The 21,705-nt window shown below is 46.9% G+C and carries 15 protein-coding genes, 1 tRNA gene, 2 rRNA genes and 1 riboswitch; of the genes, 12 read left to right on the top strand and 6 right to left on the bottom strand.

Translation table 11 applies throughout. The features are described from left to right. Window positions 1-172 precede the first annotated feature (172 nt). The 12 genes from BSQ33_RS08640 to thiH all read left to right on the top strand — a co-directional run bounded on the left by BSQ33_RS08640 (window position 173) and on the right by thiH (window position 14,426). Window positions 173-3,062, top strand: a 23S ribosomal RNA gene (locus BSQ33_RS08640). Between the two features lie 79 nt (window positions 3,063-3,141). Next, a 5S ribosomal RNA gene (gene rrf / locus BSQ33_RS08635) occupies window positions 3,142-3,257 on the top strand. Window positions 3,258-3,348: 91 nt separating this feature from the next. Beyond that, window positions 3,349-3,425: transfer RNA gene (locus BSQ33_RS08630), tRNA-Asp, on the top strand. 1,121 nt (window positions 3,426-4,546) lie between these two features. Then, the gene (locus BSQ33_RS08625; RefSeq protein ID WP_232471914.1) at window positions 4,547-5,866 is read left to right on the top strand and encodes an MFS transporter; all 1,320 of its coding nucleotides are present in this window, start codon (window positions 4,547-4,549) and stop codon (window positions 5,864-5,866) included. A 9-nt stretch (window positions 5,867-5,875) separates the two neighbouring features. Beyond that, window positions 5,876-6,817, top strand: a complete 942-nt coding sequence (locus BSQ33_RS08620) for a family 43 glycosylhydrolase (RefSeq protein WP_021021266.1) — start codon at window positions 5,876-5,878, stop codon at window positions 6,815-6,817. 448 nt (window positions 6,818-7,265) lie between these two features. After that, window positions 7,266-7,649, top strand: a complete 384-nt coding sequence (crcB, locus tag BSQ33_RS08615; RefSeq protein ID WP_021021265.1) for a fluoride efflux transporter CrcB — start codon at window positions 7,266-7,268, stop codon at window positions 7,647-7,649. A gap of 44 nt (window positions 7,650-7,693) precedes the next feature. Continuing rightward, a riboswitch (TPP riboswitch) is annotated at window positions 7,694-7,792 on the top strand. Window positions 7,793-7,947: 155 nt separating this feature from the next. Continuing rightward, complete coding sequence (gene thiC, locus BSQ33_RS08610) at window positions 7,948-9,930, top strand: phosphomethylpyrimidine synthase ThiC (protein ID WP_088133862.1); 1,983 nt, start codon at window positions 7,948-7,950, stop codon at window positions 9,928-9,930. A gap of 1 nt (window position 9,931) precedes the next feature. Further along, entirely contained in the window at window positions 9,932-11,473 is a 1,542-nt protein-coding gene (gene thiE / locus BSQ33_RS08605; protein ID WP_232471913.1) for a thiamine phosphate synthase, read from the top strand. Then, window positions 11,457-12,281, top strand: a complete 825-nt coding sequence (locus tag BSQ33_RS08600) for a HesA/MoeB/ThiF family protein (protein WP_021021262.1) — start codon at window positions 11,457-11,459, stop codon at window positions 12,279-12,281. Before thiE ends, BSQ33_RS08600 begins: the two co-directional genes overlap by 17 nt. Before the next feature lies 1 nt (window position 12,282). Then, the gene (gene thiS, locus BSQ33_RS08595; protein ID WP_021021261.1) at window positions 12,283-12,489 is read left to right on the top strand and encodes a sulfur carrier protein ThiS; all 207 of its coding nucleotides are present in this window, start codon (window positions 12,283-12,285) and stop codon (window positions 12,487-12,489) included. A 46-nt stretch (window positions 12,490-12,535) separates the two neighbouring features. Further along, the gene (locus BSQ33_RS08590) at window positions 12,536-13,312 is read left to right on the top strand and encodes a thiazole synthase (RefSeq protein ID WP_021021260.1); all 777 of its coding nucleotides are present in this window, start codon (window positions 12,536-12,538) and stop codon (window positions 13,310-13,312) included. Between the two features lies 1 nt (window position 13,313). Further along, on the top strand, window positions 13,314-14,426 hold the full coding sequence (gene thiH, locus BSQ33_RS08585) for a 2-iminoacetate synthase ThiH (RefSeq protein WP_088133861.1): 1,113 nt from the start codon (window positions 13,314-13,316) through the stop codon (window positions 14,424-14,426). A gap of 303 nt (window positions 14,427-14,729) precedes the next feature. On the opposite strand, the gene choV is transcribed toward thiH, so the two are convergent. The 6 genes from choV to betI form a co-directional block, all read right to left on the bottom strand. Continuing rightward, window positions 14,730-15,944, bottom strand: a complete 1,215-nt coding sequence (choV, locus tag BSQ33_RS08580) for a choline ABC transporter ATP-binding protein (RefSeq protein WP_021021258.1) — start codon at window positions 15,942-15,944, stop codon at window positions 14,730-14,732. A gap of 4 nt (window positions 15,945-15,948) precedes the next feature. Beyond that, a complete protein-coding gene (choW, locus tag BSQ33_RS08575; RefSeq protein WP_420070628.1) occupies window positions 15,949-16,749 on the bottom strand; it encodes a choline ABC transporter permease subunit in 801 nt (266 codons plus the stop codon). Window positions 16,750-16,863: 114 nt separating this feature from the next. Then, complete coding sequence (locus BSQ33_RS08570) at window positions 16,864-17,817, bottom strand: choline ABC transporter substrate-binding protein (protein ID WP_021021256.1); 954 nt, start codon at window positions 17,815-17,817, stop codon at window positions 16,864-16,866. A 24-nt stretch (window positions 17,818-17,841) separates the two neighbouring features. After that, entirely contained in the window at window positions 17,842-19,545 is a 1,704-nt protein-coding gene (gene betA, locus BSQ33_RS08565) for a choline dehydrogenase (protein WP_021021255.1), read from the bottom strand. Next, the gene (gene betB, locus BSQ33_RS08560) at window positions 19,529-21,013 is read right to left on the bottom strand and encodes a betaine-aldehyde dehydrogenase (RefSeq protein ID WP_088133859.1); all 1,485 of its coding nucleotides are present in this window, start codon (window positions 21,011-21,013) and stop codon (window positions 19,529-19,531) included. The genes betA and betB overlap by 17 nt, the downstream gene beginning before the upstream one ends. Then, the gene (betI, locus tag BSQ33_RS08555; protein WP_088133858.1) at window positions 21,010-21,624 is read right to left on the bottom strand and encodes a transcriptional regulator BetI; all 615 of its coding nucleotides are present in this window, start codon (window positions 21,622-21,624) and stop codon (window positions 21,010-21,012) included. The genes betB and betI overlap by 4 nt, the downstream gene beginning before the upstream one ends. Between the last annotated feature and the right edge of the window lie 81 nt (window positions 21,625-21,705).

Here is a 21,705-nt window from a genome sequence, read left to right as displayed (position 1 = left end):
AGTTCTCAATCCTTTCTCGAAAGAGAAAGACCAACACAATCAAGTGTTCTTGGAATGACACGATTTAGTGTCTATTCAATTGAGTCCGGCAAAACCAGTCTCTCACTCATGTAAAATAATGAGAGACACCTAGGTTGCTGATAATGCAGCTCGAAACTTCTTCGGGTTGTATGGTTAAGTGACTAAGCGTACACGGTGGATGCCTTGGCAGTCAGAGGCGATGAAGGACGTACTAACTTGCGATAAGCGTAGATGAGGCAGTAAGAGCCACTTGAGTCTACGATTTCCGAATGGGGAAACCCACATGCAGCAGCATGTATCATCAGGTGAATACATAGCCTGATGAGGCGAACCGGGAGAACTGAAACATCTAAGTACCCCGAGGAAAAGAAATCAACCGAGATTCCGAAAGTAGCGGCGAGCGAAATCGGAGTAGCCCTTAAGCTTTTACAGCGTTAGGTGAAGTGTCTGGAAAGGCACGCGATAGAGGGTGATAGCCCCGTAACCGAAGGCGTTGTTTAAGTGAAAACGAGTAAGGCGGGACACGTGATATCCTGTCTGAAGATGGGGGGACCATCCTCCAAGGCTAAATACTCCTGACTGACCGATAGTGAACCAGTACCGTGAGGGAAAGGCGAAAAGAACCCCTGTGAGGGGAGTGAAATAGAACCTGAAACCGTGTACGTACAAGCAGTAGGAGCACCTTCGTGGTGTGACTGCGTACCTTTTGTATAATGGGTCAGCGACTTATATTCAGTGGCAAGGTTAACCGATTAGGGGAGCCGTAGCGAAAGCGAGTGTTAACTGCGCGTTTAGTCTCTGGATATAGACCCGAAACCGAGTGATCTAGCCATGGGCAGGTTGAAGGTTGAGTAACATCAACTGGAGGACCGAACCGACTAATGTTGAAAAATTAGCGGATGACTTGTGGCTAGGGGTGAAAGGCCAATCAAACTCGGAGATAGCTGGTTCTCCCCGAAAGCTATTTAGGTAGCGCCTCGGACGAATACTACTGGGGGTAGAGCACTGTTAAGGCTAGGGGGTCATCCCGACTTACCAACCCTTTGCAAACTCCGAATACCAGTAAGTACTATCCGGGAGACACACGGCGGGTGCTAACGTCCGTCGTGGAGAGGGAAACAACCCAGACCGCCAGCTAAGGTCCCAAATTACAGCTAAGTGGGAAACGATGTGGGAAGGCTCAGACAGCTAGGATGTTGGCTTAGAAGCAGCCATCATTTAAAGAAAGCGTAATAGCTCACTAGTCGAGTCGGCCTGCGCGGAAGATGTAACGGGGCTAAGCTGTAAACCGAAGCTGCGGCAATGCGATTTATCGCATTGGGTAGGGGAGCGTTCTGTAAGCCGTTGAAGGTGTGTTGTAAAGCATGCTGGAGGTATCAGAAGTGCGAATGCTGACATGAGTAACGACAAGGGGGGTGAAAAACCTCCCCGCCGGAAGACCAAGGGTTCCTGTCCAACGTTAATCGGGGCAGGGTAAGTCGACCCCTAAGGCGAGGCTGAAAAGCGTAGTCGATGGGAAACGGGTTAATATTCCCGTACTTGTTGTGAATGCGATGGGGGGACGGAGAAGGCTAGGTGGGCCTGGCGACGGTCGTCCAGGTTCAAGTGCGTAGGCTGTGGGATTAGGCAAATCCGGTCCCACAATAGGCTGAGACACGATGTCGAGCATCTACGGATGTGAAGTCATTGATGCCATGCTTCCGGGAAAAGCCTCTAAGCTTCAGTTCACAAGAAATCGTACCCCAAACCGACACAGGTGGTCGGGTAGAGAATACCAAGGCGCTTGAGAGAACTCGGGTGAAGGAACTAGGCAAAATGGTACCGTAACTTCGGGAGAAGGTACGCTCTTGACGGTGAAGTCCCTCGCGGATGGAGCTATTGAGAGTCGCAGATACCAGGTGGCTGCAACTGTTTATTAAAAACACAGCACTGTGCAAAATCGTAAGATGACGTATACGGTGTGACGCCTGCCCGGTGCCGGAAGGTTAATTGATGGGGTTAGACTTAGGTCGAAGCTCTTGATCGAAGCCCCGGTAAACGGCGGCCGTAACTATAACGGTCCTAAGGTAGCGAAATTCCTTGTCGGGTAAGTTCCGACCTGCACGAATGGCGTAATGATGGCCACGCTGTCTCCACCCGAGACTCAGTGAAATTGAAATCGCTGTGAAGATGCAGTGTACCCGCGGCTAGACGGAAAGACCCCGTGAACCTTTACTACAGCTTGGCACTGAACATTGAGCCTACATGTGTAGGATAGGTGGGAGGCTTTGAAGCAGTCACGCTAGTGATTGTGGAGCCGACCTTGAAATACCACCCTTGTATGTTTGATGTTCTAACTTGGCCCCGTTATCCGGGGTGAGGACAGTGCCTGGTGGGTAGTTTGACTGGGGCGGTCTCCTCCCAAAGAGTAACGGAGGAGCACGAAGGTGGGCTAATCACGGTTGGACATCGTGAGGTTAGTGCAATGGCATAAGCCCGCTTAACTGCGAGAGTGACGGCTCGAGCAGGTGCGAAAGCAGGTCATAGTGATCCGGTGGTTCTGAATGGAAGGGCCATCGCTCAACGGATAAAAGGTACTCCGGGGATAACAGGCTGATACCGCCCAAGAGTTCATATCGACGGCGGTGTTTGGCACCTCGATGTCGGCTCATCACATCCTGGGGCTGAAGTCGGTCCCAAGGGTATGGCTGTTCGCCATTTAAAGTGGTACGCGAGCTGGGTTTAGAACGTCGTGAGACAGTTCGGTCCCTATCTGCCGTGGGCGTTGGAGAATTGAAAGGGGCTGCTCCTAGTACGAGAGGACCGGAGTGGACGAACCTCTGGTGTTCGGGTTGTGATGCCAATCGCATTGCCCGGTAGCTAAGTTCGGAATCGATAACCGCTGAAAGCATCTAAGCGGGAAGCGAGCCTTGAGATGAGTTCTCCCTGGCGCTTAAAGCGTCCTGAAGGGTTGTTCGAGACTAGAACGTTGATAGGCAGGGTGTGTAAGCGCTGTGAGGCGTTGAGCTAACCTGTACTAATTGCCCGTGAGACTTAACCATACAACACCGAAGGGGTTTTAGGGCTCATAAGAGACTTGATTGTGTAGAGAGAATCAGCTTTTCGAATTGAAAGAATTTGCTTGGCGACGATAGCGTTTTGGACCCACCTGATTCCATGCCGAACTCAGACGTGAAACGAAACAGCGCCGATGGTAGTGTGGGGTCTCCCCATGTGAGAGTAGGACATCGCCAGGCTTACTTCCTTGTTTTCAGATTTTGAAAAATCTGAAGGCAAAACTAAATAAAGCATCTAATCAATAAGACTTTATTTGGTAAAAAATTGAGTGGAGCGGTAGTTCAGTTGGTTAGAATACCGGCCTGTCACGCCGGGGGTCGCGGGTTCGAGTCCCGTCCGCTCCGCCACTTATTTGAAACCTTGGTCGTGATACCAAGGTTTTTTTGTATCTGGCGAATAGAGCCCCATTCTTACGTCTCATCAACAGTCCAAGTGGCGCGGTCGTTCAGTGGGTTAGCCTTCTTTTTAAAAACGGCGGCCTGTCACGCTGCCGTGAGGCAATCGCGGGTTCGAGTCCCGTCCGCTTGTCCGTAAAGAGATGGGCACTTATTTTGAAACCTTGGTCGTGATACCAAGGTTTTTTTGTATCTGGCGTAAAGACCGATTCCTATTGTTTCATCGACAGTCCAAGTGGCGCGGTCGTTCAGTGGGTTAGCCTTCTTTTTAAAAACGGCGGCCTGTCACGCTGGCGTGAGGCCATCGCGGGTTCGAGTCCCGTCCGCTTGTCCGTAAAGAAATTGCCACTTATTTTGAAACCTTGGTCGTGATACCAAGGTTTTTTTGTATCTGGCGTAAAGACCGATTCCTATTGTTTCATCAACAGTCCAAGTGGCACGGTCGTTCAGTTGGTTAGCCTTCTTTTTAAAAACGGCGGCCTGTCACGCTGGCGTGAGGCAATCGTGGGTTCGAGTCCCGTCTACTTATCTGTAAAGAAATAGCCACTTATTTTGAAACCCTGATAGCGATGTCAGGGTTTTTTTGTATCTGATGTAAAGACCGATTCCTATTGTTTTTCCTACGACTGAGAGATGTGTTTGGTCGGTTGGTTTTCAAGATCATATTGTGATGCCCCAATATTGAGCCTTAGTCGGAATACTGGGGTTTTTTACGTTGAGAAAGAATAGTTTAGTCGTTTTAGCTGACGACTAAAAAGGCAGCTGATTTGCTTTAAAGAGCCGTTCTTATTGAAGGTGTGAACAAGGTCTCAATAACAATAATGATATAAAAACAATCGTTTTAGTAAGAATAGCTATATCGATGGACATATTAGCTGATTTATAGAATTTGCATATTATGCAACTGATAGTATTCATTGTTCAGATAATAATTCAGGTCGAAATTAAGAAGATACCTGATTTTTATTTCTATCTGAACGAGGTCTATTACTATGTATAAGTTCAAACTCTCAGTTCTTGAGAAAGTTGGATTTGGCTCAGGAGATATGGCTGTTAATGTGGTGATATCATCAATGATGCTTATCATCACATTTTTTTATACCGATATCTTTGGCATAAAAGCCAGTGATCTGGCGATATTATTCATTGTCGTTCGTTTGATTGATGCTGTAACTGACCCAATCATGGGGATGATTACAGATAAAGTGAATACCCGTTGGGGGCGCTATCGTCCTTACATGCTGTTTTTATCGATTCCCTTTGGTATTTCGGTGTTCTTAACCTTTAGTACGCCAGATTTGGATTACAACGGGAAATTAGCATATGCCTATGCGACCTATATTTTTGTGACGGTGATGTTTACCGCTGTCACGATTCCATATATTTCTTTAATTAGTGTGCTTACCGATGATCCGAAAGAAAAGCTATCAGCCAATGGATATCGACTGTTCTTTGCCAAAATTGCTGCATTTATGGTGACGATTATCGTTCCCTTACTCTCTGAGAAGTGGGGCAGTGAAAATATTCAATTGGGCTATCAGTATGCGATGGGATTGATGGCTTTGATGGGGACACTACTGTTCTTATTTTGCTATTTTACGACCACAGAACGTATCGACTATGTCATAGAAAGCAAACCATTTACCCAACAACTGAAATCTCTTATCAGTAATGATCAGTGGGTTATCTTATGTATGGTTTGTATCACCGGTACGGTCGGCTACACCGTACGAGGCTCTGTTGCCGCGTATTATGCCAAGTATTATTTGGGGGGAGATGCCGGGACGATATCGGCATTCCTCGCGACAGGGGTTGTCGCTGCGATTCTGGCGATGGTGGCATCCACTTGGATAACCAAATACTACTGTAAGGTTAAACTATTCCGCTACAGTCAGATCGCTGTGATGATTTTGAGTGCTATTCTCTATTTTTCTGTCGGGCCGTCTGACTTTGCTCTCGCTTTTATTCTCTATTTTCTGTTGTCCTTTATTGTTGATTTGCATGCTCCGATATTCTGGTCTGCGATTGCAGAAGCCGTCGATTATGGTGAATTTAAATTAGGTCAGCGCGTCTCTGGCTTATCGTTTGGCGGTATTTCATTTTGTCAAAAATTTGGAATGGGGATTGCCGGTGCGATTGTCGGGTGGTTACTGACCTTTTTTGATTATGCACCAAATCAGGCACAGTCCAGTTTTACACTGACAGGGATTGCTTTAATGCTCACCCTGATTCCCGGTATCTTCCATTTGATTATGGGGCTTTTGATGTTCAGATATAAAGTGACAGACAGCTATTATAACGAAATGATTCATCAGGGAAGCACCAGCCAAGATATGAGTGATGGTATCGATGATGTAAATGATAAGACACCGTTATCTGTCCCAGTAAAATGAGGTTATTCCATGGTATTTAAAATAAAAAATCCAGTCATTGAGCAGCGAGCTGACCCACATGTCTATCTTCATCATGATGGGTATTATTATTTCACTGCATCGGTTCCTGAATATGATCGCATTGAAGTCAGAAGGGCAAAAACACTTGCTGGATTGGCCGAAACTGATGAAATTGTGACGGTTTGGCACAAGCCGGATCATGGTCCTTATTCTGACTTAATCTGGGCACCGGAGATCCACGCCATTGACGGGAGCTGGTATATCTACTTTGCGGCCGCGCCAAGTCGAGAAATTAAGGATGGTCTGTTTCAGCATCGGATGTATGTCATTCGTTGCGATGGAGAGAACCCGCTGGCAGAACCGTGGACGTTTTGTGGGCAGGTCGATTCTGGGATCGATGCATTCTGTTTAGATGCGACGACATTTGAGCATCGGGGAACCCGGTATTATGTCTGGGCGCAGAAAGAACAAGCGATAGCCGGGAATTCCAATTTATACATTGCAGAAATGCTGTCACCGACAACATTAAAACTACCCGGCAGTCGGTTATCAATACCTGAGTTTGACTGGGAAACTCAAGGTTTCATGGTGAATGAAGGGCCGTATATCCTGATTCGTCACGGAAAAGTCTGGCTGACATATTCTGCCAGTGCGACCGACGAACGTTACTGTATGGGGCTCTTACAGGCGGATGAGAATGCAGATTTGCTTAACCCTGAAAACTGGTACAAATCGCCACATCCGGTTTTCGTGACCAATGCCAGCGACCATGTTTTTGGCCCCGGGCATAGCTGCTTTACCCAAGATGAGCAGGGCAATGATATTTTGGTGTATCACGCCCGTGATTATACGGAAATTGAAGGGGATCCGTTATGGGACCCTAACCGCCATACCCGAATGAAACAGGTTCTCTGGGATGGTGAGCAACTGGTACTTGGACAGGCTGAATAACATGTCTCAAGTTCAGCCCTGAGAAAGACATCAACCCTAACCTACCGCTATGGGTGAGGAATCAAATGTGCTGCGTTAACTGAACTGTGCACAGCAAATTGATTTCTCACCCATGCTGCATTCTGAGATGTGAGAAAAAAATTTATATTTTTGATCTTCTTCATGTCACACAGTACCATCAATCTTATTCATCTCCTTTGAACAATCGATATTGCGGTGAATGATATATTTCACAATGGCACATCAATGCCTATATGAATTTAGTGCCGATGTTCGGTATCAATTCATAATATGATACTTAATGAATATTTAAGCGTTGGGTTAAGTGAAGGATTACGGCATAAAGTGACTCCTGTAACTTTTTTATTCTGTGAATTTTTATGACCTTAGTTACACGTATTTTTCATAACGAAAAGGTTGTACTTGGGAATTTTTTGAGGAAATGATGATGAATCAGTTCTCTGTTCTTGGCTTCATTGCCTTTGGGGGAGCATTTGGTGCTTGCTCTCGATATTTGATTTCGGAACTTTGCGTCTTCTTATTTGGTAAAGGTTTTCCTTATGGAACCTTGACCGTGAATATTTTAGGCTCATTCATGATGGGGCTGTTAATTGCTGCGCTTCAAGGGGAGCTGATTTCTGTTGAACCATGGCGTCAAGTCATCGGATTAGGATTCTTAGGCGCTTTGACAACGTTTTCTACGTTCTCTATGGATAATGTTTTACTGATGCAGCAAGGGGCATTCATCAAGTTTGGTCTGAATATTTTGTTGAATGTTATTTTGAGTATTTCTGCTGCGTGGGTTGGTTTTCAACTGATTACCAAAAGCTAAACTATTTTTTTACTTTGTTTAATCAAATCCGTTCTCTATAATGTTTCTACTTGTCGGAGTGCCAAAAGGCTGAGACCGTTCATTCGGGATCCGTTGAACCTGATCAGGTTAATACCTGCGAAGGGAACAAGAGAGAATATTCAGGCTATATTACATATCATCACAGCCTCTCTATTGTCCGAAAATCTGTCCGTATATCGTTATATTGTTTTCACAATGCGATAATTGATTTTCACCTCTTGTCTATACGTCCTTCCGTCAAGCATTTATTTCTTAACCATTTACTGGAGAAAAATGCATGTCGAGCCGTAAACAATCCAGACTGGAAGCAAAGCAGTTTATCGAGAATATCCAGTCAACACCTTACCCCAATTCAACCAAAATTTATGTGCAAGGGCCTCGGGAAGATATCCGGGTACCGATGCGATCCATCCAACTTGCCGATAGTTTAGTCGGTCATGCGAAGGATGCTCCTATCTACGAGCCGAACGAATCGATTTGTGTCTACGACACTTCAGGGGTGTATACCGATCCGCAATATACAATCGATGTTTATCGAGGCTTACCGGCTTTGAGACAAGCATGGATAGAAGGGCGTTCTGATACAGAAATACTCGACCAAATGACCTCTCACTATGCGCAAGAGCGCCTTGCTGATAGCACGCTAGATGATTTGCGATACAGTCATTTGCCGCTTATCCGCAAAGCGCTGCCCGGTCATTGTGTCACCCAGCTCCATTATGCCCGACGGGGGATTATCACCCCAGAAATGGAGTTTATTGCGATTCGCGAGACCATGCAGCGTCAGCAGTATCGTGATGAGCAATTGAACTTACAGCATCGGGGAGAAAGTTTTGGTGCGCATATACCGGAAGCGATCACCGCTGAATTTGTCCGCCGTGAAGTGGCGGAAGGGCGAGCGATCATTCCGGCAAATATCAACCATCCTGAATCTGAACCCATGATTATCGGGCGTAACTTTCTGGTCAAAGTGAATGCCAATATTGGCAATTCATCAGTCACATCCTCGATCGAAGAGGAAGTTGAGAAGCTCGTCTGGTCAACGCGCTGGGGCGCTGATACGGTGATGGATCTCTCCACTGGGCGCAATATACATGAGACGAGAGAGTGGATTTTACGCAATAGTCCTGTGCCTATCGGGACGGTTCCGATGTATCAAGCTTTGGAAAAAGTAAATGGTGTTGCCGAAAACCTGACTTGGGAAGTGATGCGCGACACATTGATTGAGCAAGCGGAGCAAGGCGTCGATTACTTCACGATTCATGCTGGCGTATTGTTGCGATATGTTCCGATGACTGCAAAGCGAGTCACGGGGATTGTTTCCCGAGGCGGTTCTATTATCGCGAAGTGGTGTCTGGCCCATCATGAGGAAAACTTTCTTTATACCCGCTTCCGAGATATCTGTGAAATCTGTGCACAATATGATGTTTCACTCTCTCTGGGTGATGGACTCCGGCCCGGTTCTGTCGCTGATGCAAATGATGAAGCCCAGTTTTCTGAACTCAGAACACTTGGAGAACTGACCAAAATTGCATGGGAATATGATGTTCAGGTCATGATTGAAGGGCCCGGACATGTGCCAATGCATCTCGTCAAAGCGAATATGGAAGAACAGCTGCGCCATTGTTCGGAAGCACCGTTCTATACATTAGGCCCACTGACGACTGATATTGCCCCCGGATATGATCACATTACGTCTGGAATTGGTGCGGCCATGATTGGTTGGTATGGCTGTGCGATGCTCTGTTATGTCACACCCAAAGAGCATCTTGGGCTGCCAAATAAAGACGATGTGAAAACAGGATTAATCACCTACAAGCTTGCAGCCCATGCTGCGGATTTAGCTAAAGGGCACCCCGGTGCGCAAGTTAGAGATAATGCTTTATCAAAAGCGCGGTTTGAATTCCGCTGGGAAGACCAATTTAATCTGTCTTTAGATCCGGTTACCGCTCGCGCTTACCATGATCAAACCCTGCCTCAAGCGTCGGGAAAAGTCGCTCACTTTTGTTCTATGTGTGGCCCTAAATTCTGTTCAATGAAGATCTCTCAGGAAGTTCGTGAGTACGCGAAAGCACAGCAGGATAGTCATTCAGAACATGATCATGCTGTGAAAATCCAAATGCTAGACACCTCTTCATCTTCAGATGATGAACGTTCAGATCATGAGCGGCTGGCAGGCATGAAGCAAAAATCTCAAGAGTTTAAAGCGCAAGGTTCGGCATTATATCGTTTAGCTCAGGATACTGATCAGGAGGCGTAGAATGATTGGGCTACGCATTTCTAAAGCGCTTCTGACAGCGGAAATGAGTATCTTGCTGAAGGAAGAGCTTCACCATTTCTTGAAGGTTGCACAAACAGAAGGGTTAGCGGCAGCGGATACGAGTCTCTTTTTTGATGAGAATAACGTTGATGAGCATAGCGACGATGGTTGGTTGATCTGTCTCGGGTCAATCGATCTGAGAAAGCCGGACAAATATCATGGTGTCGGGGTGGGTAAACAAAGCGTCATGCTGACCGCAGATGAGTGGCCGCAACAACATCTTCAGCAGCGCTATCATGTGACCTACTGTGAGCAAATCAATGATCAACGGCTGACGGATGGACAGAATGATCAGCCAAGGGTGTGGAAAACCAAACCGCTTTCCAAGAGAAAGCCGAAGGATGGCGATACTGTCAATCTTGCTGCTCATGTGATGATCGCGAGTTCACCACTGCCGGATGCACCGCTCTCTGAACGATGGTTGGTGGAGGATAAAGTGCGCTCACTTTCTTCAGGCACTCAGGCTGATGCATCAAACCCTGTCTCTATATTGCAATACACACCATCGCAATACACATTCTCACAACATTCATTTGTCTCAAAGCATTTAGCTTGGTTTATCGGCGGATTGATTTTAGATTTTCCACTTGAGGATGCTTTAATCATTGCTCGGGCATCACTGAATGTTTCACGTGAAACATGGCCGCGAAGTGTGCATGATTTCCCTGTGATTGCCGCAGATGCAAATGAAAATTTAGATGGCGATATAGAAAAGATATCCGCCGAGTTACCCATTTCAGAGACAGCGATTTCCGATACAAATGACAATCAGCACTGCTTTAAGGCGGTCAATGCTGCCGACTTGTCATTGTATCCTGTCGTTGATGACGTGATGTGGGTGGAGAAATTACTCCGCTTAGGCGTGAAGACTATCCAACTACGGATTAAAAATCCGCATCAAACCGACCTTGAACAGCAGATTAAGCAGGCTGTTTTGCTGGGAAAGACATATCAAGCACAAATTTTTATTAATGATTACTGGCAATTGGCGATTCAATATCAGGCATTTGGTGTACATCTGGGACAAGACGATTTACCCACCGCAGATATTCAGGCGCTGCGTCATGCAGGGATTCGATTAGGAATTTCAACGCATGGCTACTGGGAAATTCTCAAGGCACAACAACAGCAGCCAAGTTATATCGCCCTCGGGCATATTTTCCCGACCACGACGAAACAGATGCCTTCTCTGCCTCAAGGCCTTGCCCGGTTACGGCTTTATCAACAGCTGGTCGATTCGATTGCCGAGGCTCATCATCGGGCAATGCCAACCGTTGCAATTGGCGGGATCGATTTAGAGAACGCCGCGACGGTTTTAGCACAGGGCGTTTCCAGCTTAGCTGTCGTTCGTGCCGTTACACAGGCGGCAAATGCCGCGAGTGTTGTAGATGCCTTTCAGCGGTTATTTTTGTCGCGGGAAGGGGGGCTGTTGAGGAGAGCACCATCTCAGTCAGGGAGGATAGACAATGGCATTACTCGATGATCATGCATTTCTTCGCTATCAGAGACAGATTGCTTTGCCAGAAATTGGCGAAACCGGGCAATGTGAGCTGAACAAAAAGCATGTTTTGCTGATTGGATGCGGTGGACTCGGAACCCATGTTTCATTGTATCTTGTCGGTGCTGGCATCGGTTCGATGGTTTTAGTGGATCATGATGCGGTTGAGCTCAGTAATTTGCATCGACAAATTGCTTACCGGGAAAGTGATATCGGCGCCAGAAAAGTAAGTGCGCTTGCCGGTCAATTGCGAAATCTCAATCATGGATGCCGGATTCGGACTATCGATAAAAAACTGGATGATGAACAGCTTCAGCTTGAGGTGATGTTGGCCGATGTGGTGATCGACTGTAGTGACAACTTTCCGACACGTCATCAAATCAATCGTATCTGTTATCAACAAAAGACAACCCTTGTCTCTGCATCTGCGATTGGCTGGGACGGGCAGTTATCCGTTCACCGTTTCTTAAGTGATACCCCCTGTTATCGCTGCTTAGTTGGTGACACCGCGAATTATTCTCCGAAACGATGTCATGAGTCTGGTGTGCTAGGCCCGGTTGTCGGGGCGATTGCTGCGCTTCAGGCGATTCAGGTGATTCAACAACTATTGCGGGATACTCATCAGAGCCCGCCGTTCACACCAGATAAAGCAAGTGATGAACTGTCAGAATTCATTCATTTTGATGGACGACGAATGCAACTGAAATCATTGCGCTATGGAAAAGATATCGCTTGTCCCGTCTGTGGTCATGCAGATGGTATAGATGATGATCACGATGACAAGGGAAGATGAGATGAACATACAGATAATGCTTAATGAGGCAGTTTATACATTTCCTGCTGGTATCACGTTAGCACAAGTGATCAGCCAGCTTCATTTACCTGAACAGGGATGCGTTTTTGCACTGAATGAGCAAGTGATGACCAAAAGTCGATGGTCACAGGTGATGCTCAATGATGGTGATCAGATTTCGCTCTTTCAGGTCATCGCCGGGGGTTAAGTCAATGACAAGTAAAACACAGTTCAATCACGGAGCATCGCTCGACATGAATACACCGCTCAATATTGCAGACCGGACATTTGGTTCGCGTCTATTTACCGGAACCGGCAAATTTGCCAGTGCTGAAATAATGGTTGAAGCAATTCAAGCATCAGGGTCAGAAATGACAACTATGGCTTTGAAACGGCTCGATCTACAACATTCAAATGATAATATTCTGGCACCCTTGAATACGTTGGACCTGCATTTTCTCCCCAATACATCAGGTGCGAAAACAGCCCAAGAGGCAATCTTTGCTGCACACTTAACACGGGAAGCACTGCAAACAAACTGGATAAAACTCGAAATTCATCCGGATCCAAAGTATTTGCTGCCAGACCCCATTGAGACGCTTCGTGCTGCGGAACAGTTGGTCAATGATGGTTTTGTCGTTCTGCCTTACTGCCATGCAGATCCGGTATTATGCAAACGACTTGAAGATGTGGGGTGTGCTGCTGTGATGCCGCTTGGGGCGCCGATTGGTTCCAATCAGGGATTAGCGACCAAAGCTTTTCTGGAAATCATCATCGAGCAGGCCAATGTACCGGTTGTGGTTGATGCCGGTATTGGTCTGCCATCTCATGCGGCTCAGGCGATGGAAATGGGGGCGGATGCGGTGTTGATTAATACTGCGATTGCCAGTGCAGCCGATCCATTGATGATGGCGAGAGCCTTCAGACTGGCGGTTGAATCTGGGCGAATGGCTTATGAGTCTGGTATCGGTGCTGCATCTTCTTATGCTGTGGCGACGAGTCCGCTGACTCAGTTTTTAGGGGAGGAGTGAGATGAGTTTTCTCGACGTTTTCCATCAATTTAACTGGGATGATGTACGACTTTCACTCTATAGCAAAACATCTGCGGATGTGGCGCGTGCTTTGAGTAAAACCAAACGGTCGTTAGAAGATTTTAAAGCGCTCATTTCACCGGCTGCTGAGCCTTTTCTTGAGCAAATGGCCCAACAATCAATGGCTCTGACCAGGAAACGATTTGGTAACACGGTGGGATTTTATATCCCGCTATACCTCTCTAACCTGTGTTCCAACTCATGTACCTATTGCGGTTTTTCAATGGAGAATCGGCTAAAACGCAAAATATTGAGTCATCAGGATATCGACGCTGAAATCGCAGCGATTAAACAGATGAAATATGACAGCGTTTTACTGGTGACGGGGGAGCATGAAACGAAAGTTGGTCTATCGTATTTCGAGCAAGTTGTTCCTCAGGTTAAACAGCATTTTAACTATCTGGCAATGGAAGTTCAGCCGCTTGATACCGAGGCATATGTTCAGTTGAAAACATTAGGTTTGGATGGGGTGATGGTTTATCAGGAAACATATCATCCTGCGACTTATGCTCAGCATCACTTGCGTGGTAACAAGACCGACTTTGAATATCGTTTACTCACGCCCGATCGGCTTGGTAAAGCGGGCATTGATAAAATTGGCTTGGGCGCATTGATCGGGTTAGATGACTGGCGAACTGATATTTTCCATGTTGCTTTACATCTGGCCTATTTGGAAAAAACTTACTGGAAGTCTCGCTATTCGATCTCTTTTCCACGTTTGCGGCCGTGTGCTGGTGGTGTTGAACCTGTGTCGATCATGACGGATAGACAGCTGGTACAAACGATCTGTGCATTTCGCTTGTTTGACCCAGAAGTTGAACTGTCGATCTCAACCCGGGAATCTCCAAGTTTCAGAGACAATGTAGTTCCTCTTGGTATTACTGCTATTTCTGCCGGCTCCAAAACCCAGCCGGGAGGATATGCCGATCAATCCTCAGCATTAGAGCAGTTTAGTGTTGGTGATGACCGTTCAGTCGAAGAGGTGGAACAAGCGATTATCCATCAAGGATTGGAGCCGGTATGGCATGACTGGCACGCTGTTTTTTCAGGCTAAGATTAAGAGCGGTGAACTTGGTTCTTTCAATGTTTCACGTGAAACATGAAGCCAAGTTCTCATCTGTTTTGAATATCGGCTCGTTTGAATATTTGTGAGCAAGTTAGAAGGATCAAGAGTGAAGTCAGTATGAGGTAAGCAGAAGAGAAGGCTTGTTATCGTGTTCAGGTGGTTGTGAACATAAACAGATTGAAGCCTTCTCCCTTTATTTCTCTTATCTTTCTCTTATTTATCATGCGCTATTTTTCCAGTCAGCACACGACCTTCAATCAGCGCGTGGTCTTCAGTCAGAACTCGACATGGCTATGCCACTTTGGCAGGCTGATTATATTTACCAAGCAGTGCATGATAGAAATTGTCATCACTGAGAATGCCAACAAACTGGTCATCCTCAACTAACACCACAGGGTGTCCTGTCAGATAGCGAATTTCAATCGCATCACGCATTTCTATGTCTGGTGACGCCAGAATAATGCAATGTCTGTCCAGCGTTGTCATGTCATGATGCTGGTCCCAGTCAACGGTTTTGATTGACTCTGAGCCTTGAATGACTAACTCGCCATTTTGATTTTCTAGCCATAAATCATGATGTTGAGAGACTTGCCAGCGTCCTTCCTGATGGGGCAGTGCATCAATCGGTTTCATCAGTGAACGTCCTTTGAGTACATTTAGAGGGTTGGTATGAGCAACGAATTCACGGACATAGTCAGTTTTGGGTTGCAAAACGATCTCTTCTGGTCGGCTATGTTGGATCAGACGTCCTGACTCCATGATAGCGATACGATTCCCGATCTTTAATGCTTCGTCTAAATCATGACTGACAAACAAAATCGTCTTGTTTAATTTTTTCTGTAAGGCGAGTAGTTCATCTTGCAGTTGGGTCCGGATCAGTGGGTCAAGGGCAGAGAAGGGCTCATCCATTAACAAAATATCACTGTCCATGGCAAAAGCTCGTGCGAGACCAACTCGTTGCTGCATTCCTCCGGAAAGTTCATGCGGATATTTATTTTCCCATTCTGCCAGGCCGACCATTTCGAGCTGATTATGGGCATGTTGGCGTCGCTCTTTCTTCGCCATCCCTTGCATTTCAAGACCAAAGGCCACATTGTCGAGAACCGATAACCAAGGCATGAGCGCAAACGTTTGAAACACCATCGACACGCGTTGTGTTCTGAGCGTGCGTAATATCTCTGCGCTACAGTTTGCGACATCAACGCAATCCTGCCCATGTTTGACTTTTAGCGAGCCTCGGGTGATTGGGTTGAGCCCGTTGACGGCACGGAGCAGACTTGATTTACCCGAGCCCGATAATCCCATCAAAACACAAATTTCACCCTCTTTTACGGTCAGACTGACATTGTTTACTCCAACCACTAATCCTGTCTCATCAATAATCTCTTGGCGGGTTCTGCCCTGATCGAGCAGTTCTGTCGCTTTCTCTGCGTGTCGGCCAAACACAACATCCAAATTTTCAATCGTAATCGCATCTGCTGCGGCATGATTTACATGTTGATTCATCTGATTACTCCTTGGTCTGGTTTGGTGTTTTACACAGGCGATCAAGGATGATGGCAACCAATACAATGGCGAGCCCGGCTTCAAATCCTTGTGAAATATTAACGGTATTCAATGCCCGAACCACGGGTTTACCTAGACCGTCGGCTCCGACCAATGCTGCAATCACAACCATCGACAGAGACAACATAATGCACTGTGTTACACCTGCCATAATGCTGGGCATTGCTGCCGGAAGTTCGACTTTAAATAACAGCTTCATATGGCTGGCACCAAATGCTTTCCCTGCTTCGATTAAAGCTTCCGGCACACGAACAATCCCCAGATAGGTGAGACGAATCGGTGATGCAATGGCAAAGATAATCGTTGAAATTAATCCGGGTACCACACCAAGACCGAATAACACCAGTGTCGGAATTAAGTAAACAAAAGTTGGTACGGTTTGCATCAGATCTAAAACTGGTCGAATCGCGGTATACAACCAAGGCCGATGAGCAGCCATGATGCCAATGGGGACGCCGATTAATACTGAAATGGTTGTGGCAGAAAATACCAGCACGAAAGTTTCCAGCATTTCTTGCCAGTAGCCGAGGTTAAGAATCAGCAATAGAGAGGCGACGATAAAGATGACTAAAGATATCCGACGATGAAGCCACCAAGCTAATGCGGCAGTGATCAAAATCGGAATTGAAGGTGGCATCGATTGGAAAATACCAACCAGAAACATTATCACCGTCTCAAGGGTGTATGAAATGGTGTCAAAAAAAACAGCTGCATGGATGGTTAACCAGTCGACGAATGATGCCATCCACTGACCGAGCGGAATTTTATACTCTGTAATGAAATTATTCACAATAAGGTACCTCACCGGTGCTGACTGAACTGCACCGACTGTTAATGATAGTATTGAATCGATATATGATTAACTGGCGTGTAAATATTGGAGTAGTGCGTCTTTACCCGGTTTGCCATCCAGCGTGGTAACACCATCAAGCCATTGTTCTAAAACATTTAAATTGGCTTTTAACCAAGCCTTTGCCGCCTGTTGCGGGGGCATTTTTTTGTTGAGGATATCGTCCATAATCTGGTTCTCCATCGGGAGACTGAATTGCAGATTTTTAAGCAATTGCCCCACGTTCGGACATTGTGAGGTATAGCCTTTACGAACGTTGGTATAAACTGTTGCACCACCATAGTTCGGGCCAAAGTAGTCATCTCCGCCAGCAAGGTAAGTCATTTTAAAATTACTGTTCATGGGATGAGGTGCCCAGCCGAGGAAAACAATCCACTGATGGCGACGAATGGCGCGGGCAACTTGTGACACCATGCCGGCTTCGCTCGATTCAATCAAATCGAAATCTTTCAACTGAAATGCATTGGTATCGATCATCTTTTGAATCAGTCGATTCCCATCATTTCCGGGCTCAATGCCGTAGATTCGGCTGTGGAATTTACTGGAAAATTTCGCTAAGTCGGCAAAGTTATGCACGCCAGCATCATAGACATACTGAGGGACAGCAAGGGTATATTTCGCACCGGTTAAGTTTGCCCGAACCTGTTCGACACGGCCGCTATCAAGATATTTTTTAATATCACCTTCCATTGTTGGCATCCAGTTCCCCAGAAAGACATCGACGTCACCATTGGCCATTGAGGAATACGTCACAGGCACTGAAAGCAAATCGGTCTTGGTTTGATACCCTAGGCCGTGCAATATCTCCGTTGTGACTGCGGTTGTTGATGTGATATCTGTCCATCCCACATCGGAAAAATGGACCATTTCACAACGGTCCGCAGCATAGCTTTGCGCAGCGCAGCATAGACCGAGGCTGAAAGCTGCAATTTTGGTAATAAGAGGCCATTTTCTGAAATTCATAGTCTTTCCTTCCTATTCATCATTTCATTTCTGTACGGATACAGAAGTGAGTTGAGGCTGTGTCGTCCGTTGTTCTGTCTGCCAGTCTTTCGCTATCCATACCGGAGCGTCAGCGGCGGGGAGTGGGGTTTTACCTAAAATAAAATCAGCTGCCCGTTCTGCAACCATCATGGTGGGTGCATTTAAGTTGCCGTTGGTAATGGTGGGAAATATTGACGAGTCCACGATACGTAGCTGGTCAAGACCAATCACTTTGCACTGAGAATCGACGACCGCCATCGGGTCATCCGTGCTGCCCATTTTGCAGGTGCAAGAAGGGTGATAAGCACTTTCGACATTTTCTCTGACCCATTGATCAATCGCGTCATCACTTTCAATATCGATACCGGGCTGAATTTCATCGCCACGGTAGGCGGCGAATGCCGGTTGAGCAATAATCTCCCGGGTCAGGCGGATACAATCACGCCAGTCCTGTCGGTCTTGTGCTGTCGAGAGGTAGTTAAATTCAATCCTTGGTTTGATATGCGGATCAGCTGTAGTAATCCGTATTGTGCCCCGGCTTTGTGGCTTGTTGGGACCAACATGAACCTGAAAACCGTGTCCGGCAAACGCTGCCCGGCCATCATAACGCATCGCTGCCGGCAGAAAGTGATACTGGATATTCGGCCACTTCAGTCCCGCTCTGGAGCGAATAAAAGCACAAGATTCAAAATGGTTGGTTGCACCAAGTCCTTGATGGGTGAGAAGCCACTGCGCCCCGATGAATCCTTTGCTGATGAGCCCTAACTTACTGTTGAGAGTGATGGGTTGTTTGCATTGATACTGAAAATAGACTTCAAGATGATCCTGAAGATTTTCACCAACCCCTGCGAGTGCATGATTCACTTTGACACCGGCAGCGTCTAAGACATCTCTCGGACCTATTCCTGAACATTGCAGCAGTTGTACTGACCCGACAGAACCGGCTGATGAAATCACTTCGGCATTGGCATAAGCGCTTTGGATAGCGCCTTGGTATTCAAACTCAACTCCGATCGCTTTCTTGCCGTCGAGCAGAATTTTTCTCGCGACCACATGCTTCAACAAAGTCAGGTTGGTACGTTTTACTGCGCGCTTGAGATAGGCATTGGCTGTGGAGGCCCGAACACCGTGATCAACGGTCATATGCATCGGGCCGAAGCCTTCTTGCTGATAGCCGTTATAATCAATCGTTTCTGGGTAACCCGCTTCGATACCTGCCTGAATAAATGCAGTATAGAGCGGGTTAAGCTTCATCTCGTTGCCGTTACATGTTGCAACCGGACCTTCTTGACCACGGTACTGATCGCCGCCACCTGACCAAGATTCGGCACGTTTGAAATAGGGCAGGCAATTGGCATAATTCCAGCCTGTTGCACCTTGTGTCTCCCATTCATCAAAATCACAGGCATGACCGCGGACGTAAACCATGCCGTTGATTGACGAGCTGCCACCCAAAACCTTACCTCGGGGGCAGTGGAGTCGGCGGCCATCCAGTCCTTTCTCGGGAACCGTTTCAAACTGCCAAGCATATTTCGGGGTATTCATCGGGTAGGAGAGTGCTGTTGGCATTTGAATGAAGATACTTTTGTCACTGCCTCCGGCTTCGAGAAGCAAGACGTTGTATTCCCCGGATTCGGTTAACCGATCAGCCAGAATACAGCCCGCTGATCCGGCACCGACAATGATATAATCAAATTGCTGTTTCATCTGTAGAATCCTGATACGGGTAAGGGCTTTCAAAGTTACCTAACTCGATGAAGACACTCTTGGTTTGTGTGTAGTGAGTGAGTGTCTCAAGGCCATTCTCTCGGCCTATCCCTGAGTTTTTGTATCCCCCAACAGGCATTTCTGCTGGTGAGTTTCCCCAGGTATTTATCCAGCAGATACCGGCCTGAAGCTGATGAATGATGTTATGCGCGCGTGATATATCACGGGTAAACACGCCTGCTGCTAATCCGTAAGCACTATCATTTGCCCGTTGAATCACATCTGCTTCATCTGAGAATTTCATCACTGCCATGACCGGACCGAAGATCTCATGCTGCACCAGTGCCATGCTTTCATCGCAGTCATAGAAGACGGTCGGCGCCACAAAATTACCTTTGTCCAAGCCGTTTTCTGTGAGTTGAACACCACCGGTCAGAAGTTTAGCGCCACCGTTACGTGCCTCATGAATGGCTGCCATCACCTGACGACAATGTTTTTTGGAAATCAGTGCGCCGACCTGCGTTGCCATGTCCATTGGGTCACCGATAATCAGTTGCTCTGTACGGGCTTTTAGCTGTTGTAGGAAATCCGCGTAGATTGATTCGTGAACGAATACGCGGGTGCCATTGGTACAGACTTCACCCTGAGTGTAGAAATTGGCAACCATTGCTGCTGATACTGCTTGAGTGAGTGGGGCATCATCAAAGATCAACAGTGGCGATTTTCCGCCAAGTTCCATCGTGACAGACTTGAGAGTCCGGGCGCTGTTTGCCATGACTTTTTTGCCTGTTTCGACCTCACCGGTGAACGAGACCTTGGCTATGTCAGGGTGAGATGTCAGTTGCTCTCCGACCTGACCATCCCCCTGAACGATATTGAACACGCCATCGGGAACGCCCGCTTCGGTATAAATCTCAGCGAGCTCAAGGGCTGTCAGTGGTGTTTCTTCTGAAGGCTTAAATATCATCGCATTACCAGCTGCAAGAGCCGGTGCCGATTTCCACATAGCAATCTGGATAGGATAGTTCCAGGCTCCGATGCCCGCACAGATACCCAGCGGTTCCTGACGGGTATAGAAAAACTGATGGTGTGTCAGTGGTTGTTGCGTACCGACTAAGGTTGGCGCCAGTCCCGCATAGTATTCAATGACATCAGCACCGGTGACGATATCGACTTCAATTGCTTCTTGTAATGGTTTGCCGGTATCGAGCACTTCCAGTTTCGCCAGCGCATCATTTTTTTCTCTGAGGAGCCTGACGGCTTTAAGCAGAATTCGGCTCCGTTCTATTGCGGTCATCGCTGACCAGCGGGCAAACCCTTGCTTCGCCGATGTGACCGCTGCTTCAATATCCTGCGCGGAGGCTTGTCCAAGTTCAGCAAGCACTTCGCCGGTTGCTGGGTTATACGACGTAAATGTTTTTCCGGAAGTGGCGTTGCATCGCTTGCCATGGATATACAGTGATTTCATTGTTGGGCCCTAACCTTGCTGTTGTCGTGGTACCAAATTTGTTTGTCCAGATAATCGTTAATGACGGTTTTGGCAAACGCAGCATCAATGCCTTTTGGATTTAATGCGCCCCGTAGCCAGATACCATCAATCAGTGCTGCAATGCCATGGGCAACGGATGATGCTTGTGGCTGAGGAATTAAGGTTTTCAATTCGATTTTGAGGTGTGAAATCAAACGTTTTTCATTGACGCGCTGAAGTCTGTGGAGCTGGGGGGAATGCATCGCGTAAGACCAGAATGCCAGCCACGTTTTGACCACTTCACTCTCAGTCTGAAATTCGTTGAAGTTCCCATCAATAATGGCGTTGATACGCTCATAGTGAGCATCGGGCGGGAGCTGTTTTAACGCAGCAGTAATTACTCGGGAATGTTCACGCAAAATCGCGCGCATCGTTTCTTCAAGCAATCCTTGTTTTCCACCGAAGTAGTGATTGATGATGCCAGTGGAAACGCCCGCTTCTTTACTGATCAGCGAGATACTTGCACCGTGTAATCCGACTCGTTCGATCACATTCATCGTCGCCTGAACGAGTTGCGGTTTACGGATATCTGGCATGCCGAGCTTAGGCATAGAGTCTCCATGTTTTTTTAATTGAACGATTAATTAACAAAAAACTAACATGGAAATTATTTCGATTTCAAATCTTTTTTG

The organism is Vibrio gazogenes (assembly GCF_002196515.1).
GTDB lineage: Bacteria > Pseudomonadota > Gammaproteobacteria > Enterobacterales > Vibrionaceae > Vibrio > Vibrio gazogenes_A.
This window is presented reverse-complemented; position numbering and strand designations above follow the sequence as displayed.

What these genes read in the sequence shown, in the direction of transcription:
- BSQ33_RS08625 (WP_232471914.1), top strand. Translation starts at nt 4,547, where the DNA reads ATGATGCTTATCATCACATTTTTTTATACCGATATCTTTGGCATAAAA.
- BSQ33_RS08620 (WP_021021266.1), top strand. Translation starts at nt 5,876, where the DNA reads ATGGTATTTAAAATAAAAAATCCAGTCATTGAGCAGCGAGCTGACCCA.
- crcB (WP_021021265.1), top strand. Translation starts at nt 7,266, where the DNA reads ATGAATCAGTTCTCTGTTCTTGGCTTCATTGCCTTTGGGGGAGCATTT.
- thiC (WP_088133862.1), top strand. Translation starts at nt 7,948, where the DNA reads ATGTCGAGCCGTAAACAATCCAGACTGGAAGCAAAGCAGTTTATCGAG.
- thiE (WP_232471913.1), top strand. Translation starts at nt 9,932, where the DNA reads ATGATTGGGCTACGCATTTCTAAAGCGCTTCTGACAGCGGAAATGAGT.
- BSQ33_RS08600 (WP_021021262.1), top strand. Translation starts at nt 11,457, where the DNA reads ATGGCATTACTCGATGATCATGCATTTCTTCGCTATCAGAGACAGATT.
- thiS (WP_021021261.1), top strand. Translation starts at nt 12,283, where the DNA reads ATGAACATACAGATAATGCTTAATGAGGCAGTTTATACATTTCCTGCT.
- BSQ33_RS08590 (WP_021021260.1), top strand. Translation starts at nt 12,536, where the DNA reads ATGAATACACCGCTCAATATTGCAGACCGGACATTTGGTTCGCGTCTA.
- thiH (WP_088133861.1), top strand. Translation starts at nt 13,314, where the DNA reads ATGAGTTTTCTCGACGTTTTCCATCAATTTAACTGGGATGATGTACGA.
- choV (WP_021021258.1), bottom strand. Translation starts at nt 15,944, where the DNA reads ATGAATCAACATGTAAATCATGCCGCAGCAGATGCGATTACGATTGAA.
- choW (WP_420070628.1), bottom strand. Translation starts at nt 16,749, where the DNA reads ATGGCATCATTCGTCGACTGGTTAACCATCCATGCAGCTGTTTTTTTT.
- BSQ33_RS08570 (WP_021021256.1), bottom strand. Translation starts at nt 17,817, where the DNA reads ATGAATTTCAGAAAATGGCCTCTTATTACCAAAATTGCAGCTTTCAGC.
- betA (WP_021021255.1), bottom strand. Translation starts at nt 19,545, where the DNA reads ATGAAACAGCAATTTGATTATATCATTGTCGGTGCCGGATCAGCGGGC.
- betB (WP_088133859.1), bottom strand. Translation starts at nt 21,013, where the DNA reads ATGAAATCACTGTATATCCATGGCAAGCGATGCAACGCCACTTCCGGA.
- betI (WP_088133858.1), bottom strand. Translation starts at nt 21,624, where the DNA reads ATGCCTAAGCTCGGCATGCCAGATATCCGTAAACCGCAACTCGTTCAG.